We start from the raw sequence: 15,269 nt of genomic DNA, 5'->3' as shown, positions 1-15,269 counted from the left end.
CGGGTATAGGCGCTCGTCATGTACCTGACCCTCGAAGTTACGAGCGCCAATGCCGCCGCGCTGGGCGGCGCGCGTCGCCAGGTGTTCTCCGTCGATGGCGGGCGGATCGGGCGCGCGCCCGAAAACCAGATGGTGTTGACCGGCGTGGGCGTGCACCGTCATCACGCCACGGTGCGCTTCATCAACGGCGTCTTTTTCATCGAGGGCGTCGGCACCAACGGCATCGCGGTCAACAATCCGGAGCTGGTCCTGCCGCGCAACGAGCCTTATCCGCTCAAGAACGGCGACAAGGTATTCATCGACGAGTTCGAGCTCGTCGTCACGACGTCGGCGACGCCGCCTGTGGAATCGCCCGCCGCGCCGGCACGCGCCGCTGCGCCACTCGATATGCCGGTGGTCAACCCGCCCGAGGCGCGGCCGGTCGCATCCCTCATCGATCTGCCTCAGGCGGAAGATCTGGATCCGCTCAAACAATTGAATCTGGGCGGCGCCGCTCCAGCGCCCGCGCCGCGCATTCCGGATCAGCCGTGGAATCATTCCTCCGCCTTGTCCGATCACTTTGCGCCGACGCCCATCGCACCTTTCGGCGCGCCGAGCGCTTCGCAGGCAATTCCGGAAGATTGGGATAAGACATCGTTCAATCGATCGAAACTGCAGCCCGCGCCGCCTGTGCCTCCGGCCGTCTCGCCCGCGGTGAGTTCACGGCCCGTAGCGCCGACTCCGCCGCCCGCGCGTCCTGCGCCGGTGGCGCATGTGCCTGCAGCTGCATCTGCTGGCGAAGGCGATGCGGGGGCGTTCGACTGGAATGCCTTCCTTCGCGCGGCTGGCGTCGATCCTGCGACTGTTCCTTCGGATACATCGGCCGTCCTCGGCACCATCATGCGCAGTGTGGTGCAAGGACTGATCGAGGTGTTACGCGCGCGATCGGAGATCAAGACCGAGTTCCGCATGCCGGTGACGCAGGTCAAGGTCTCTGAGAACAATCCGCTCAAGTTCGCGGCGAATGCCGAGGATGCGCTTGCCAATCTGTTCGGCCGGCGCAATCCGGCGTACCTGCCGCCGCAGGAAGCATTCGACGACGCCTTCAGCGATGTGCGCTTTCATCAGCTTGCGATGCTGGTCGGCGTGCGCGCCGGCTTCGATCACTTGATGAGCCGCTTCGATCCCGAGCAATTGGAAGAGGTCTTTTCCAGGCAGGGGCGGCGCGGCCTGTTTGGCGGCGGCGCCAGGCACTGGGAGATGTACACGGAGCGTTTTCGAGAAATGGCCGCGGACCGCGATGAAACGTTTCGCCGGTTGTTTGGCGAGGAGTTCGCGCGCGCCTATGAACAACAGCTCGCGGTGCTCAAGCGCGGGCGCACGCCGCGTTGAGGTGGGGCAATGGATAAAGCGCTATTCCGTTCGACGCCTCGACTGGTTGCATGTTTGCTCGCATGCCTGCTCTCGGCATGCGCTTCGAAGCCGCCGAAGCCCGAGCCCGCGCGTGCGCGCCTCGTCGCGAGCGAGCAGGTGAATCCCGACGAATCCGGCCGTTCCTCGCCCATCGTGGTGCGTGTCTATCAATTGCGCGCCGATGGCGCGTTCGCCGGCGCTGAATTCTTCGATCTGTACTCGAAGGAAAAAGAAGTGCTCGGCGAGAGCCTGGTCGCGCGCGAAGAGTATGTGCTCTCGCCCGGCGAGACGCGCGAACTGGAGATTCCTTTGAATGCGCAGACGAGCTACCTCGGCGTGCTCGCGGCCTTCCGTGACATTCGCGCCGCGCAGTGGCGCGCGCTGACGCGAGCGCCGGCGAAGACGCTCATGGATCTGCTCGGCAAAGATGGCGTCACGATCACCGTCGACAAGAACGCCGTGGCGCTGTCCGTCAAAGATTGAGAACCGAGCCATGTCAGAGAACAATCGCGTCGTTTGGTCCGAAGGCTTGTTCCTGCGGCCACAGCATTTCCAGCAGCAGGAACGCTACCTGGAGAGCCACCTGGAAGGGCGCGTCGCCGGGCTGCGCGCGTATTCCTGGGGCTTCACGGAAGTCGAGATCGAGCGCGACCTGCTCGCCATCGGCAAGCTCGGTCTGCGTCGCGCGCGCGGGGTGTTTCCAGACGGCACCCCGTTCACGATGCCGGAGAACGAGCCGCTGCCGGCGCCGCTCGAGATCGGCGCGCAAATGCGCGATCAACTGATCTGCCTCGCGGTGCCGTTGAAGAAGTCGGGGGCTTTGTTGTCCTCGCGCCAGCCGAACGGCGTGGAGCTGACGCGCTATCGCAGTCGTGATTACGAGACGCGCGACATTAACTCCGACTCCGCGGTCGCCACGGAGCTGACGGTCGGCGCGCTCAACACCCGTCTGATGTCACAAAACGAACCGCGCGAGGACTTTGCGCAGATTCCGCTTGCGCATGTCGTCGAGCGTCGTGCCGACGGACAAGTCGTGCTCGATGATCGATTCATGCCGACAGTGTTGAAGACCGGCGCGGCCTCACGTCTCGCAACCTTCCTCACGGAATTGCAGGGCCTGCTGCATCAACGCGGCGAAGCGCTTGCGGCGCGCGCCGTGGCGACAGGTCGGGGCGGCGCGGCCGAGATCGCCGACTTCCTGATGCTGCAGGTGGTGAATCGTTATGCGCCGGTCGCGACCCATCTCGCCGCCAACGCTGTGTGTCATCCGGAAGAGCTGTATCGCTTGCTGCTCGAGATGACCGGTGAGCTGTCGACGTTGACCGCCGCCGCGCGTCGTCCGCCGCAGTTTCCTCCGTATCGCCACGATGCGTTGAACGCGAGCTTCGAGCCCGTGATCAACGCGCTGCGCTCGTGTCTGAGTGTGGTCATGGAGCAGACGGCGATTGCGATTCCTCTGGCACACAAGAAGTTCGGCATCAGTGTCGCCACCGTGGCTGACCCGACTTTGTTCGATACGGCGGCGTTCGTGCTCGCCGCGCACGCGGATATGCCGGCGGAAGAGTTGCGCCGGCGTTTTCCCGCGCAGCTCAAGATCGGTCCGGTCGAGAAGATCCGCGACTTGGTCAATTTGCAGTTACCCGGCATCGGTCTGCAGGCGATGGCGGTCGCGCCTCGGCAGATTCCGTATCACGCGGGCTTCGCCTATTTCGAGCTGGATCGCGCCAACGAGTTGTGGCGCATGCTGAAGAGCTCGGGCGGCATCGCCATTCATCAGGCCGGCGAGTTCCCGAACCTCGCCATGGAATTCTGGGCAATCCGCGGGTGAGCGCATGAGCCAGAACAACACGCCGGACGATCCGCTCGCGCCACGCGATGTAACAATCTTACGGCCGCGTCCCGGCGTGGGGCGCAAGCCCACGCCGCCGCAAAGCCAGCCTGCGCCGGGTGGATACGCGCCCGTGCCGGGTCAGCCTGCGCCCGGAGGATACGGCGCGGTGCCCGGGCAGCCTTCGCCCGGAGGATACGGTTCGCCTTCTGCTCCGCCTTCGCCAGGAGCATACGGGTCGACATCCGTTCCGCCTGCGTCGGGTGGATATGGGGCGGCGTCTGGTCAGCCTTCGTCAGGAGCATACGGGTCGGCCTCGGCTCCGCCTGCGCCAGGAGGATATGGGTCGGCGTCTACACCGCATTCGTCAGGAGGATTCGGGGCGGGTCAACTCTCGCCGGGCGCGCATGCGGCGGCGGGTCAGCATGGCGCGTATGCACCGGCGACCTCCGAGGCGATCGCGCAGTTGCCAGGCGTGGCGGTGAATCCGCTGGTGCAAGCGGCGGTGCCTTTGTTGTTGCTCGCTGGCCGATTGCGCGGACAGATCGCGCCTGCAGACATAGATGCCTTGCGTCGCCAGGCGATGCAGGAAATGAGCGCGTTTGAAGATCGCGCGCGTCGCGCGGAGATTCCTGCTGAAGACGTGCTGGCTGCACGTTACGCGTTGTGCACCGTCGTTGACGAAGCCGTGCTCAACACACCGTGGGGCGCGCAGGGCGGCTGGGCCTCGCAATCGTTGCTCGTGACATTCCATCGCGAGGCATCGGGCGGCGAAAAGTTCTTCCAGATCCTGGACCGAGTGTCCGGCACGCCGCAGCGCTATCTGGCATTGCTGGAACTGCTGTATGTGTGTCTCGCGCTCGGGTTTGAAGGCAAATATCGATTGGATCCGCAGGGGGCCTCGCGCCTTGCCGAGATCCGCCAGACTCTGTATGGCCGCATCGCCGGTCTGCGTGATGGCGTGGAGCCGGAGCTGTCGCCGCGCTGGAAAGGCGTCGAAGACCGGCGCAACGCCGTGTTGCGCTTCGTGCCGCTGTGGATTGTCGCCGCGGCCTGCGCCGTGGTGCTGCTCGGCGGCTATCTCTATTTCGACTCGAAGCTGCGCGCGCAAACCGATCCGGTCAACGCTGCACTGTCGGGTGTGGGCCTCGAATCTTTCGACGCGCCAAGCGTCGCCGCGCCGCTGCCGGCAAGTGGGCTGCGCGAGTTGTTGAGCGCGCAAATCGCGAGCGGTCAGATCTATTTCGATGAGGCGGGCGGGCGCACGGCCATCACTCTCGCAGTGCCGGATCTGTTCGCTTCCGGCAGCACTCAGATCAACCAGCGCTATGCGAGCCTGGTGCACGAGATCGGCGCGGCATTGAATCAGGTTCCCGGTCGCGTGGTCGTCATCGGGCACACCGATAATCAACCGCTGCGCTCGCTGCGCTTCAAAGACAACTATGAGTTGTCACGCGCGCGCGCCGTGCAAGTTGCCGAGCTGCTGACGCGCGATATTCAGAACGGTGGTCGCATTGAGACTGCCGGCAAAGGCGCGCTCGAACCGCGCTTCGAGCCGGCCGACCTGCCGGAAAACCGGTCGCGCAATCGGCGCGTCGAAATCATTCATCGCAGGGACGGCTGACATGCTCGCGCTGCTCAAGAGCCGCTCTTTCGTGCTGGCCATCGGACTGATTCTGCTGGCCGCGTTCATCTGGTTCGCCGGTCCGTATTTCGCGTTCGCCGACCTCAGGCCGCTCGACGGCGTGCTGGAAAGGATCGTCGCGATCCTGCTCGTGGTGGTCGTCGCAGTCGTCGTGCTGTTGTTGAAACAGCTGCGCAGCGCTCGCGCGAGCGGCAAGCTCGCCGACGAAGTCGTGGCGCAAGGGGCGGGCGGTCAGGACGGCGATGCTGGCGAAGCGCGCGCGGGTGATGCCGCGCAATTGCGCAAGCGCTTCGAGGAAGCCATCGACGCGCTGAAGAAGTCGAAAAAGAAAGGCGCGGCAAATCTCTACGAGCTGCCGTGGTACGTCATCATCGGGCCGCCGGGCGCCGGCAAGACCACGGTGCTGGTCAACTCAGGCCTCAACTTTCCGCTCGCGCAGAAATTCGGCAAAGATGCGCTGCGCGGCGTGGGCGGCACGCGCCATTGCGACTGGTGGTTCACCGATAAGGCCATCCTGCTCGACACCGCGGGACGCTATACGACGCAGGACTCCAACTCACGCGCCGACGCCGCCGGCTGGGTCGCGTTCCTTCAGCTACTGCGCAAGTTCCGTAGCCGGCAGCCCATTAATGGTGTGATCGTCGCGATGAGCGCCTCGGACCTGCTCACATCGAGCGAGCAGGAGCGCGAGCGTCACGTCATCGCGATCCGCGAGCGGCTGGCCGAGCTCGCGCGCACGCTCGGCATCGATGTGCCGGTGTACTTCCTGGTGACCAAGTGCGACCTGGTGGCGGGCTTCTCCGAATTCTTCGACGAGCTCGGGCAGGACGCGCGCGCGCAGGTGTGGGGCACTACCTTCCCGATCGAGGTCACGGAAGCCGGACAGGCGCCCGCGACGTTCGAGAAGGAGTTCGAGCGTCTGATCGAACGGCTGCAACAGCGCGTGCTGCCGCGGATGGACAGCGAGCGCGATCCCCGCCGGCGCGTCGGCATTCTGGCGTTCCCGCAGCAGATGGCGGCCTTCGGTCCCCTGCTCAACGATCTGCTGCGTCGAGTGTTCACGACCACGGATTTCGAAGAGCAGATCCTCTTGCGCGGTGTGTATTTCACCAGCGGCACGCAGGAAGGCACACCTGTCGATCGCGTCTTGGGAAGCATCGCGCGCACGTTCGGTGTGAGTGCCGCAGTCGCACCCGCCGCGGCCGGGCGCGGCAAAGCGTTCTTCATCGAACGTTTGCTGAAGAACGTCGTATTTCAGGAGTCCGGTCTCGCTGGCGTCAATCGCCGACTGCAATTGTGGAAGTTCGGCCTGCAGGCGGCCGCGTATGTCGCATGCGGGGCGGTGTTGGTGCTGGGTCTGGCAGGCCTGGCGCTCAGTTACAAGGCGAATGCGACGTACGTCGACACTGTCGGCGCCTCTGCAGCTACGCTCGATGCAACTCGCCTCGGCCCGAATGCAGCCACGCTTCCCGCGGAAGCTCTGTTACCGCGGCTGGACGCTCTGCGCGACGTGACAAACACCGCCGAGCAGTATCGAAACGATGTGCCGTTCCGTATGCGTCTGGGCTTGTATCAGGGCAAGGCGCTGGGCGGAGCGGCGCGCGAAGCGTATCTACGCGAGCTGAACAATGTCCTGTTGCCGGTGATGGCTGCCCGCTTCGCGGAGCAAGTTCGTGCGAGCGTTGCCGCACCGGATCGGCTCTACGAATACCTCAAGGCATATCTCATGCTCGGCGATGCAGAGCATCGGGATGTCGAGCATCTGCGCATGCTGGCCGACATCGAGCTGCGCCGAATGTATCCGCAGGATCCGAATACGCGTGAGCGTCTCGGCGAGCACTTCGCGCAGTTACTGACCGACGAGCACGGTATGCGTCTTGCGCAGGTGGATGCCCAGCTCGTCGAGCAGGCGCGCTACGCGCTGCGTACCGCATCACTGCCGGTGTTGATGTACAGCCGACTCAAGCTGAGTTACGCAGCCGATGAGAAGCGGGCTTTACGGCTCGATCTCGCCGCCGGTCCGAGCGCCGAGGCGGTGCTCGTGCGCACCAGCGGCGCCGCGCTGGCCGAGCCTGTTCCCGCGCTCTACACCCGAGACGTTTTCCAGGAAGTGAACGGCACCGGCAAATACGAGCTGCTGAAACAATTCGCCGCGGATGGCTGGGTGTTCGGCGGCAACCTGCTCGATGCGCGCAATAGCGGCGTGCTGTTGCACGAAATGATCAACCTGTACGAGCAGGATTACATCCGCACCTGGGATGGCGTGCTGCGCGATGTGCAAGTGCGCCCGACTTCGAGCGCGGCCGAACTGACGGAACAGCTCGGCATCCTGTCCAGTCCGGCGTCGCCTTTGAAGGGCTTCCTCACTGCCGCGGCTGACAATACAAACTTGTTGAAGCCTGCCGCGGAGACGCCGCCAGCAGGTGCGGCCGGCGCAGCAGTCGCGGGGCTTGCCTCGAAGGCGACGCAGCTTGCCAACGTTCTGGGTGCTCCGCCGCCGGGCGCGGCCGAGCCCGGCGCCGCAGTGAGCAAACATTTCGAGTCGATTCGCACGCTGGTGCAAGGACCGCCGGGCGCGGCGCCGATCGATGCCGTGCTCGGCAAGCTCGCCCAGACCCATACGCAGATGCAATCGATCGGCTCGGGGTTGGGCGACACGAGCGCTCTGGATGCGGTGGTGAAGTCCGGACAGGCGGACGCGCTGAAGAGCCTGCAACAGCAGGCGCGGCAGTTGCCCGAGCCGATTGGCGCCATGGTTGCGCAGATCGGCGCGCGCAGCGAATCGATTGCGATGGGCCAGGCCCGTGGCGATCTGTCGCGTCGTTATGAAGAACAGGTGCTGCGCGAATGCCGTGAGCTGGTGGAAGGCCGCTATCCACTCGATCGCAGCAGTGCCAACGATGTGCCGTTGCAGGACTTCGGTCGCGTGTTCGGTCACAACGGCACGTTCGATACATTCTTCCGCGACAATCTCGCCGCGCTCGTGGATGTATCGCGCACACCGTGGACCTGGCGCGCAGGCGCTGCATCCATCGGTGGATCGCCAGCCATGCTGCGACAGTTCCAGCAGGCGCGTCGCATTCGCGATGTTTATTTTAAAGCCGGCTCGCAGCAGCCGGAGGCTCGCTTCACGCTTACGCCTGGCTCGCTCGACGTCGCGGTTACTCGTTTCAGTCTGGAGCTCGACGGCCAGCGCTTCGAGTATCGCCACGGCCCGCAGCAGAGCAGCTCGATGGCGTGGCCGGGCGGCGCGGTGGGTCAGGCCGCAATCGTCTTCGAATCAGCCGGCGGCGGTGGCCCGAGCCTCGTGCGCCAGGGGCCGTGGGCGTGGTTCCGGCTGCTCGATCAGGCGCAAGTCCAGCGTGTGTCGGATACGCGCCTCAATGTGACGATGGCGGCCGGCGGCAAATCGATGCAGCTGGTGCTCGACGCGGCGTCCATCCGCAATCCATTCGTGCGTGACGAACTCGCGGGATTCCGCTGCGCGATGTAACCAACCATGGGCACCGCAAACGGCACAACGAACGAGCCGGGCTTCTACGGCAAACTTCCCTGCAGGGGAGACTTCCTGCAGCGGCGCGCACCCATGCCATTCGTGGAAGTCTGGGACGCGTGGCTGCAGGAGTGCATGCACGCGAGCAAGGAACGTTTGCAGGATGCGTGGCTCGACTCGTATCTCACCGGCCCGGTGTGGCGTTTCGTGCTCGATTCCGGCGTGTGCGGCGAGGATCGTTACGCGGGCATTCTCGTGCCAAGCGTGGATCGGGTCGGACGTTATTTCCCCCTCACTGTGGTTGCAGCGCTCCAAACCGGCGTTTGTCCGCTCGACGTGGCCTGTGGCGGGAGCGCTTGGTTTGAAGCCGCGGAGGGTGTGGTCCTCGATGCTCTGGAAGCTGAAGCGCTCGACATCGACACATTCGACGAGCGCGTCGCGCAGTTGCGCGCGCCACTCACGGCAGAGAACGCGAGCGAGTCGGCGTCGCTCATGAATGCGATGCGCGACAGCTCGTTTCCCCTCCAGGCGGACCGATGGCATGTGCCGCTGGACTCCGCGCAGTCCCTGCAGCGGGCGATCAATGTGCTCGCCTATCGAGAGATGAGTCGCGCATCACAGCCGCTCACGCTGTGGTGGAGCGAAGGTTCCAGTGCGCTCGGCGCGAGTTTGCTGACCTCGCGCGGATTGCCGGAAGCGTCCGCCTTTTGCGCCATGCTGTCCGGCGATTGGGCCGGATCGAGCTGGTCCAGTGTCGGCGCCGCCCATCGATTCACGGACTCTTCTCTCTCTGGGGCCTGACGTCATGTTGCTGGCACTAAGCATCATCAGTTCTCAGGCGGCGGCGTTGGGCGCGACCGCCTACAAAGTGTTCGACGAGCGCGGCGGCACCATCGGTCGCGTCGCCGGCAACGATTGGGTGCTGCCGGATCCGGATAGCTTCGTCTCCAGCCGACACGCGAACGTGCGGTTTGCGAGCGGCGCGTTCTATCTCGAGGACACGAGCTCGAACGGCACGTTCCTCAATGCGCCGGACAAGGCGGTGTCGCGCGCCGCGCCCGTGCGATTGAACGACGGCGATCGGTTGTACATCGGCGACTTCGAAATCATCGTGCAGCTCATCGACACCACACCGGCGACTCCGCCGGGCGTGGGGCTCGGCACCGTCGATCCGCTCGCGGCGCTGGGCGCGGGCCGCTCCGAGATACCCGTGTCGCCACCTCCGCCACCGCCGATGGCTGCTCCGTCGCCACCGGCCGCGCCGGCGATCCCGGCTGCCGGACTGATTCCCGACGATTGGGAGCCCACGAGTTTCAATCGCGGGCCTGTGGGTCACACGCCGCCGCCGAGCGCTCCGCCACCGGCGCAAGCACCTGCGGCTGCACCTACACCGCCTCCAACTCCGCAGCCTGCAGTCGCGGCCGGCGCGGCGGATCTTCTTACGTCGCTGGGCCTGGATCCGGCGCGCGTCGATCCGGCGATCCAACAACAACTCGGCACGGTCCTGCGCATCGCGGTGCAGGGCTTGATGGATGTATTGAAGTCGCGCGCGGAGGTGAAGAACACCTTCCGCTTGCCACTGACCATCATCAAGCCCGTCGAAAACAATCCGCTGAAGTTTTCGATGAACGCCGAGGACGCGCTGTTCAACCTGTTCGTGAAGCGCAATCCCGGCTACCTCGGGCCCGTCGAAGCCTTCGAGGAAGGATTTCAGGACGCCGCGTTTCATCAAGCGGCCGTGCTGGCTGGGGTACGCGCCGCCTTCAACGCGATGCTCGCGAAGTTTCATCCCACGCATCTGGAAGAAGTCTACGAGCGCAAGTTGAAGCGCACCGCGCTGCTCGGTCTGGGTGGCCGCGGCAAATTCTGGGAGCTGTACCGCGAACGCTTCGAGGAGATCGACCGCGACCGCGAGGCGCATTTTCAGATGTTGTTCGGTGAAGAGTTCGCGCGTGCCTACAACGATCACTTGCAGAAGCTCGCCGCGGACGCGCGCCTGCGCAGGCGCTGAGTATGTCGACCATGGCTACACCTTCACGGATCGGATTCACCTGGCGCGGAGCTTCGGCCACCTCGAAGGGCAACGTTCGCGCGCACAACGAAGATTCGATCTTGGATCTGTCGTCGTGCGGCCTGTGGGTGGTGGCGGACGGCATGGGCGGGCACAACGCCGGCGACGTGGCGAGTCGAATGATCGTCGAATCGCTGGCAGGCTTCGAGCGACGCGCCTCGCCCAGCGCACTGCTCGACGACCTGGAAGACCGACTCACCGAAGTGAATCGACGCTTGTACGCCGAATCGCTGGTGAGCGACGCCGGCATGAGCGGCAGCACCATCGTCGCGCTGCTCGCGTTCGAGCGACATTGCATCAGTGTGTGGGCCGGTGACAGTCGCGTGTATCGCAGCCGCGGCGGCGTCATCGAGCAGATCACGCGTGATCACAGCGAAGCGCAGGAAGCGATCGACGGTGGCTCGCCCGAGTCGAGCGCCGCTTCGAATGTCATCACCCGCGCGGTGGGCGGTGCGCAGGAGTTGTATCTCGATATCGAATTACGCGAGCTGCGCAATAAAGACCGTTACTTGTTGTGCAGCGACGGGCTGTACCGGGAACTCTCCGAGAACGACATGGCTCAGCATTTGACCGCGAACGATCCCGAGGGCGCCTGTAAAGCGCTGATGAAGCAGGCGCTGGGTGGCCCGTGTAGCGACAACGTTTCCGTCATCGTGGTGGAGTTCTCCGGCGCATGAACGAGTTCCGGCAAGCTCTCGATGCGCATGCGGGCGGCCAGCTGGATGTGGCCGAGCTCGAGCGCGTGCTCACGCTCGGGCTGACGCGTCAGCCGCAGTTGGCGGCCGCGCACGGCGCGTACATCGAGGCGGTTTACCGTAGTGGACGCCTGTCGGGTGAGACGTATTCGGCGCTCATTCAGGCGATCCGAACGTTTCAACAGAGTCAGTCTGCGGCTGCTGCGCCGGAACCTGCGCCTGCGACTCCGCCGCAGGCGAGTGGGGACAAGACACAGTTTCGCGCGCCCGCGGCCGCGCCGGCGTCGCCACCGGTCGCAAACGACGCTACGCAGTTCCGTGCGCCGCGCGCTGCGCCCCCAGCCAGCCCCGGCCTTGCGCCTGGCGCAAACGTTCACGCAGGGAATGCAACCGGTGCGAGCCCGTACACAGGAAATGTAACGGGTACGGGCGGCGCTCATTACGCCGGCAATGCAACCGGCACAGGCGGCATCACGGGCTATCCGACCGGAGCCACCGGCACGGGATACCCGACCGGCACGGGCTATCCGACGGGCTCGAGGCCGACGGGTTCGAACTGGGCCGATCCCAATTTGTGGGCCGGCGACACGGCGGTGCCGACCAGCGGCAGCGTCGTCAAAGATCGCTTCGTTCTCGAAGAGGAACTCGGCCGCGGCGGCATGGGCGTGGTCTTCAAAGCGCGCGATCTGCGCAAAGAAGAAGCGCAGGATCGCAACCCGTACGTCGCGATCAAGCTGCTCAACGACGAATTCAGACGCCATCCCGAGTCGCTGAAAGCTCTGCAGCGCGAGTCGCGCAAAGCGCAGCATCTCGCGCACGCGAACGTCGTGACGGTGTACGACTTCGATCGCGACGGCGCGAACGTTTTCATGGTCATGGAGCTGCTCGAAGGCCAGTCGCTCGACCGTGTCATCCGCGAGAACGAAGAAACCGGTCTGCCGGTCGAGCACGCGCTGCGACTCACGCGCGATATGTGCCGCGCCATGGCCTACGCCCACGAGCAGGGCGTGGTGCATTCGGACTTCAAGCCCGCTAACGCATTCCTGACCAAAAACGGCGTCGTTAAAGTCTTCGACTTCGGTATCGCGCGCGCCGCCAAGCGTGCCGACAACGTGTCGGGCTCGACCACGTTGTTCGATCCAGGAACGCTCGGTGCCCTCACGCCGACGTACGCAAGCTGCGAGATGATCGAAGGTCTCGAGCCCGATCCGCGCGACGACGTCTACGCGATCGCGTGCGTCGCCTACGAGTTGCTGACCGGCAAGCATCCGTTCAACCGTCTGTCCGCCGTGCAGGCTCGCGACAAGCACATGGTTGCAAAGCGCCCGCGCGGTCTGAAACGACATCAATGGAAGGCGCTGAAGCGCGGTCTGTCTTTCGATCGCGAGCAGCGCACGGCATCGGCTCTGCAGTTCCTCAATGAGTTGCTGCCGCGGAAACGCCGCCCGAGCGCTCACATCGGCGCCGCAGCCGCAGTGATTGCGGTGCTCGTCATCGTCGGCACGCTTACGCCAGGCTATCTGGCCAAGCGCCGTGAGCGCGCGCTGATCGACACGCTTGCCAGGGGCGATGGCGCGGAGCTCGACGCCGTGGTGCTGCAACTGCAGGCGCTCACTCCCGAACAACGCGCGGCGATCATGCTCAACGATCGCGCTCGCACCGGGCTCATCAGCCTGTTTGAGAATCGCATCAATGCGGCGACGGACCCGAACAGCCCAAACGTCGACTACCCGCGCGCCCGCGGGCTGCTCGCGCAGTTGCAGTCGTTCCTGCCGGATTCTCTCGCCGTCAAGGATCTCGACGATCGCCTGGTGGCGCGCGAGAACGACGAGATCAAGCGGCTGAGCGACCAATTCGACGACTACTTGAAACGCGGCCTGCTCATCGATGAGCAGGGCACGCCAAACATCGGCACGGTGCTCGCGGCGCTGCGCGGCATCGATGCCGAGAATCGGCTGCTGCGCGATCCGCGACTGCCGGGCGCATTCGTGCTCTCCGCCGCACAAGCTTTGAACTCGAAGAATCCAGCACTCGCGCAAGCACTGGTCACCGCGGGTCTGTCGTTCGATCCTCGAGACGCGATGCTCGCCGACTTGCGCGATCAGGCCTTGCGGGCAGCGAACGACCAGCAGCTCGCCACGCGCGCGCAAACGCTGGAAGGTTCGTTGGCCACTCTGCTCGACGGTCAAGCGCGACTCGCCGACCTCGAAGGCAGACGCGCCGAAATCGGCGAACTGCGCTCGATCGCGCCGAACAGCGCCGTGCTCGCTCGCGTTCAGCAACTCGCACAGCGCGAAGTGGGTGAGCAGAGTGCCCAGCTCGCCAAGGACGGTCAGCATGCCGAGGCGTTGGAGCTGGTCGCTCGCAATGCCGACCTGCTGCCGACAACATTCGTCAATCAGCAGCGCGACCGGCTCGCATCGGCGCAGGGCGCTGCCGCGGCGCGCGATACTGCCGTCGCGCAGATCAAGACCCGCATCGACGCGCTGCTGCAGAGTGGCGCCAAAGATGCGAAGTGGGGCGAGCAACTCGAACTGGAGTTGCACCGACTGGCCGTGTATGTCCCCGCGGCCGATCCGTACGTCGTGCAGGTCAAGGCGCGTGCCGCGGATGTTTATATCGAACAATCGCGAGAGCTGCGCGCGGCCCAGCGTTTGGCGGAAGCAGGCCGCATGCTCGATCAGGCGCGGTCCTATGCGCCCAAAGCTGCGGCTTTGTCGACCGAGCAGCAATTGCTCGCTGAAGCGCGCACCGCACGCGAAGCTGCCGCGAAACAGCGTGATCGTCTCGCGCAGGTGGAAGCGCTCAAGAACAAGCTGCTGCTCCAAGCACGCGCGAACGAAGTCACCGAGGCGCTGGCGTCCTTGGCAGAGCTGCGCGAGAACTTGCCGAAGGACGACGCATACCTTACCGACGAAGCACCGAAGGCGATCGGCGGAGCGTATCTGCGATTGGCGTCGATCGCGGCCAAGGAAGGTCGCTACGCCAACGCCATCATGCTCACCACGCGCGCCAACGAAGTCGCGCCGTCGATGGCGGGCATCGGCGAGGCGCGCGACCGCTTCGCGCGGTATCAGGCGCTTGATAACAATCTGCAATCCGCGAACACGATCGACGTTAGCGCCACGCGCAGCGAACTCGAACGGCTGGCGAGACTCGATGCCGCCGAGACAGCCGCGGTCAAGCAACGTCTGGCGCGCAATCTGATCGCGCGCATTCGCTCGAGCAGTGACGCGGCTCAATCCGAGCGCCTCACTCGCGCGATGAAAGAAATCTTCGCCGGCGAAGCCATCCTCGACAGCTTGAACCAGTCCGCAAAGCCAGACGATCTCGCGCCTGCAAACACGCCGGCCACGACAACCACCACGGGAGACGAACCCGCGAATCCAGTGGCGAACGATCAGACGGCAGAGCCGCAACCGCAGAAGTCCACAACGAAGGACACGCAGCGGGTTGCCGTCGCTCGGCAGTCCGCGCCGGTTGCCGAAGTCGCTGTACCGACGCGCATGCAGTCGGAGATCCCGTGCTCCGCGCAACTGGCCGGCTATGGCAAGCGCAGGCAGGCGGTGTGTTACGACACGCTAGATGGCGGCGGCCGTGGTCCCGATCTCGTCGTGATTCCTGAGGGCGGCGAGACGAAGGTGTTCGCGGTAGGACGTACCGAGATCAGCATCGCGGATTACGCGCTCTACTGTGAGCGCGGCGGCCAATGCAAAGCGCCCGAGGGCGCGGCGGACCGACCCGTCACGAGCATCTCGCTCGAAGATGCGCAGAACTACGTCGCTTGGCTATCGAGCGTGAGCGGGGCGGTGTACCGACTGCCCACCGATGCTGAGTGGACCTATGCGGTCAGCGGGCAGGGCGGCAGCGCCGATGTCAGCTCCATCAATTGCTCGGTCGAGATCGGCGGCAAGAAAGTGCGCGGCGTAGCGCTCGAACCTGTGCAATCGGGTAAGCCAAACGGATGGGGCCTGTACAACTATCTCGGCAACGCGCAGGAGCTGGTGGTAGGGGACAGTTTCATCGCGGCCCGCGGCGGTGCTTACAGCGACAGCATGTCGGCGTGCGCGCCGGAATCAAGGCGCGTGCACACGGGAGCCGCCGATGCAGTCACCGGTCTGCGTGTCGTGCGAGAGATAGGGTGA

The 15,269-nt window shown here is 64.9% G+C and carries 9 protein-coding genes; all 9 read left to right on the top strand.

Going from position 1 to position 15,269, the window contains the following annotated elements; all coding sequences use genetic code 11:
- Positions 1-18 precede the first annotated feature (18 nt).
- The 9 genes from tagH (JM946_RS18490) (at position 19) to JM946_RS18450 (ending at position 15,269) form a co-directional block, all read left to right on the top strand.
- Positions 19-1,371 carry a type VI secretion system-associated FHA domain protein TagH gene (tagH, locus tag JM946_RS18490; RefSeq protein ID WP_203168835.1) on the top strand — a complete coding sequence of 451 codons (1,353 nt, stop codon included), beginning with the start codon at positions 19-21 and terminating at the stop codon, positions 1,369-1,371.
- Between the two features lie 9 nt (positions 1,372-1,380).
- Positions 1,381-1,875: a type VI secretion system lipoprotein TssJ gene (tssJ, locus tag JM946_RS18485; protein WP_203168834.1), complete on the top strand. Its 495-nt coding sequence runs from the start codon at positions 1,381-1,383 to the stop codon at positions 1,873-1,875.
- Between the two features lie 10 nt (positions 1,876-1,885).
- On the top strand, positions 1,886-3,220 hold the full coding sequence (gene tssK, locus JM946_RS18480) for a type VI secretion system baseplate subunit TssK (RefSeq protein ID WP_203168833.1): 1,335 nt from the start codon (positions 1,886-1,888) through the stop codon (positions 3,218-3,220).
- Between the two features lie 481 nt (positions 3,221-3,701).
- Positions 3,702-4,844, top strand: coding sequence for a type IVB secretion system protein IcmH/DotU (gene icmH, locus JM946_RS18475; protein WP_218042976.1), 1,143 nt, complete (start codon positions 3,702-3,704; stop codon positions 4,842-4,844).
- Position 4,845: 1 nt separating this feature from the next.
- Positions 4,846-8,358 carry a type VI secretion system membrane subunit TssM gene (tssM, locus tag JM946_RS18470; RefSeq protein ID WP_203168831.1) on the top strand — a complete coding sequence of 1,171 codons (3,513 nt, stop codon included), beginning with the start codon at positions 4,846-4,848 and terminating at the stop codon, positions 8,356-8,358.
- A gap of 6 nt (positions 8,359-8,364) precedes the next feature.
- Complete coding sequence (gene tagF / locus JM946_RS18465) at positions 8,365-9,159, top strand: type VI secretion system-associated protein TagF (RefSeq protein WP_203168830.1); 795 nt, start codon at positions 8,365-8,367, stop codon at positions 9,157-9,159.
- 4 nt (positions 9,160-9,163) lie between these two features.
- Positions 9,164-10,369, top strand: coding sequence for a type VI secretion system-associated FHA domain protein TagH (tagH, locus tag JM946_RS18460; protein WP_203168829.1), 1,206 nt, complete (start codon positions 9,164-9,166; stop codon positions 10,367-10,369).
- 11 nt (positions 10,370-10,380) lie between these two features.
- Positions 10,381-11,106: a PP2C family protein-serine/threonine phosphatase gene (locus JM946_RS18455; RefSeq protein WP_203168828.1), complete on the top strand. Its 726-nt coding sequence runs from the start codon at positions 10,381-10,383 to the stop codon at positions 11,104-11,106.
- Positions 11,103-15,269: a bifunctional serine/threonine-protein kinase/formylglycine-generating enzyme family protein gene (locus JM946_RS18450; protein ID WP_203168827.1), complete on the top strand. Its 4,167-nt coding sequence runs from the start codon at positions 11,103-11,105 to the stop codon at positions 15,267-15,269. The genes JM946_RS18455 and JM946_RS18450 overlap by 4 nt, the downstream gene beginning before the upstream one ends.

The sequence above is a fragment of the Steroidobacter gossypii genome, from assembly GCF_016801985.1.
GTDB lineage: Bacteria > Pseudomonadota > Gammaproteobacteria > Steroidobacterales > Steroidobacteraceae > Steroidobacter > Steroidobacter gossypii.
Note: the sequence above shows the minus strand (reverse complement) of the source record. Positions and strands in the feature narration are given on the sequence as shown.

What these genes read in the sequence shown, in the direction of transcription:
- JM946_RS18455 (WP_203168828.1), top strand. Translation starts at nt 10,381, where the DNA reads ATGGCTACACCTTCACGGATCGGATTCACCTGGCGCGGAGCTTCGGCC.
- tssM (WP_203168831.1), top strand. Translation starts at nt 4,846, where the DNA reads ATGCTCGCGCTGCTCAAGAGCCGCTCTTTCGTGCTGGCCATCGGACTG.
- tagH (WP_203168835.1), top strand. Translation starts at nt 19, where the DNA reads ATGTACCTGACCCTCGAAGTTACGAGCGCCAATGCCGCCGCGCTGGGC.
- tssJ (WP_203168834.1), top strand. Translation starts at nt 1,381, where the DNA reads ATGGATAAAGCGCTATTCCGTTCGACGCCTCGACTGGTTGCATGTTTG.
- tagH (WP_203168829.1), top strand. Translation starts at nt 9,164, where the DNA reads ATGTTGCTGGCACTAAGCATCATCAGTTCTCAGGCGGCGGCGTTGGGC.
- tagF (WP_203168830.1), top strand. Translation starts at nt 8,365, where the DNA reads ATGGGCACCGCAAACGGCACAACGAACGAGCCGGGCTTCTACGGCAAA.
- tssK (WP_203168833.1), top strand. Translation starts at nt 1,886, where the DNA reads ATGTCAGAGAACAATCGCGTCGTTTGGTCCGAAGGCTTGTTCCTGCGG.
- JM946_RS18450 (WP_203168827.1), top strand. Translation starts at nt 11,103, where the DNA reads ATGAACGAGTTCCGGCAAGCTCTCGATGCGCATGCGGGCGGCCAGCTG.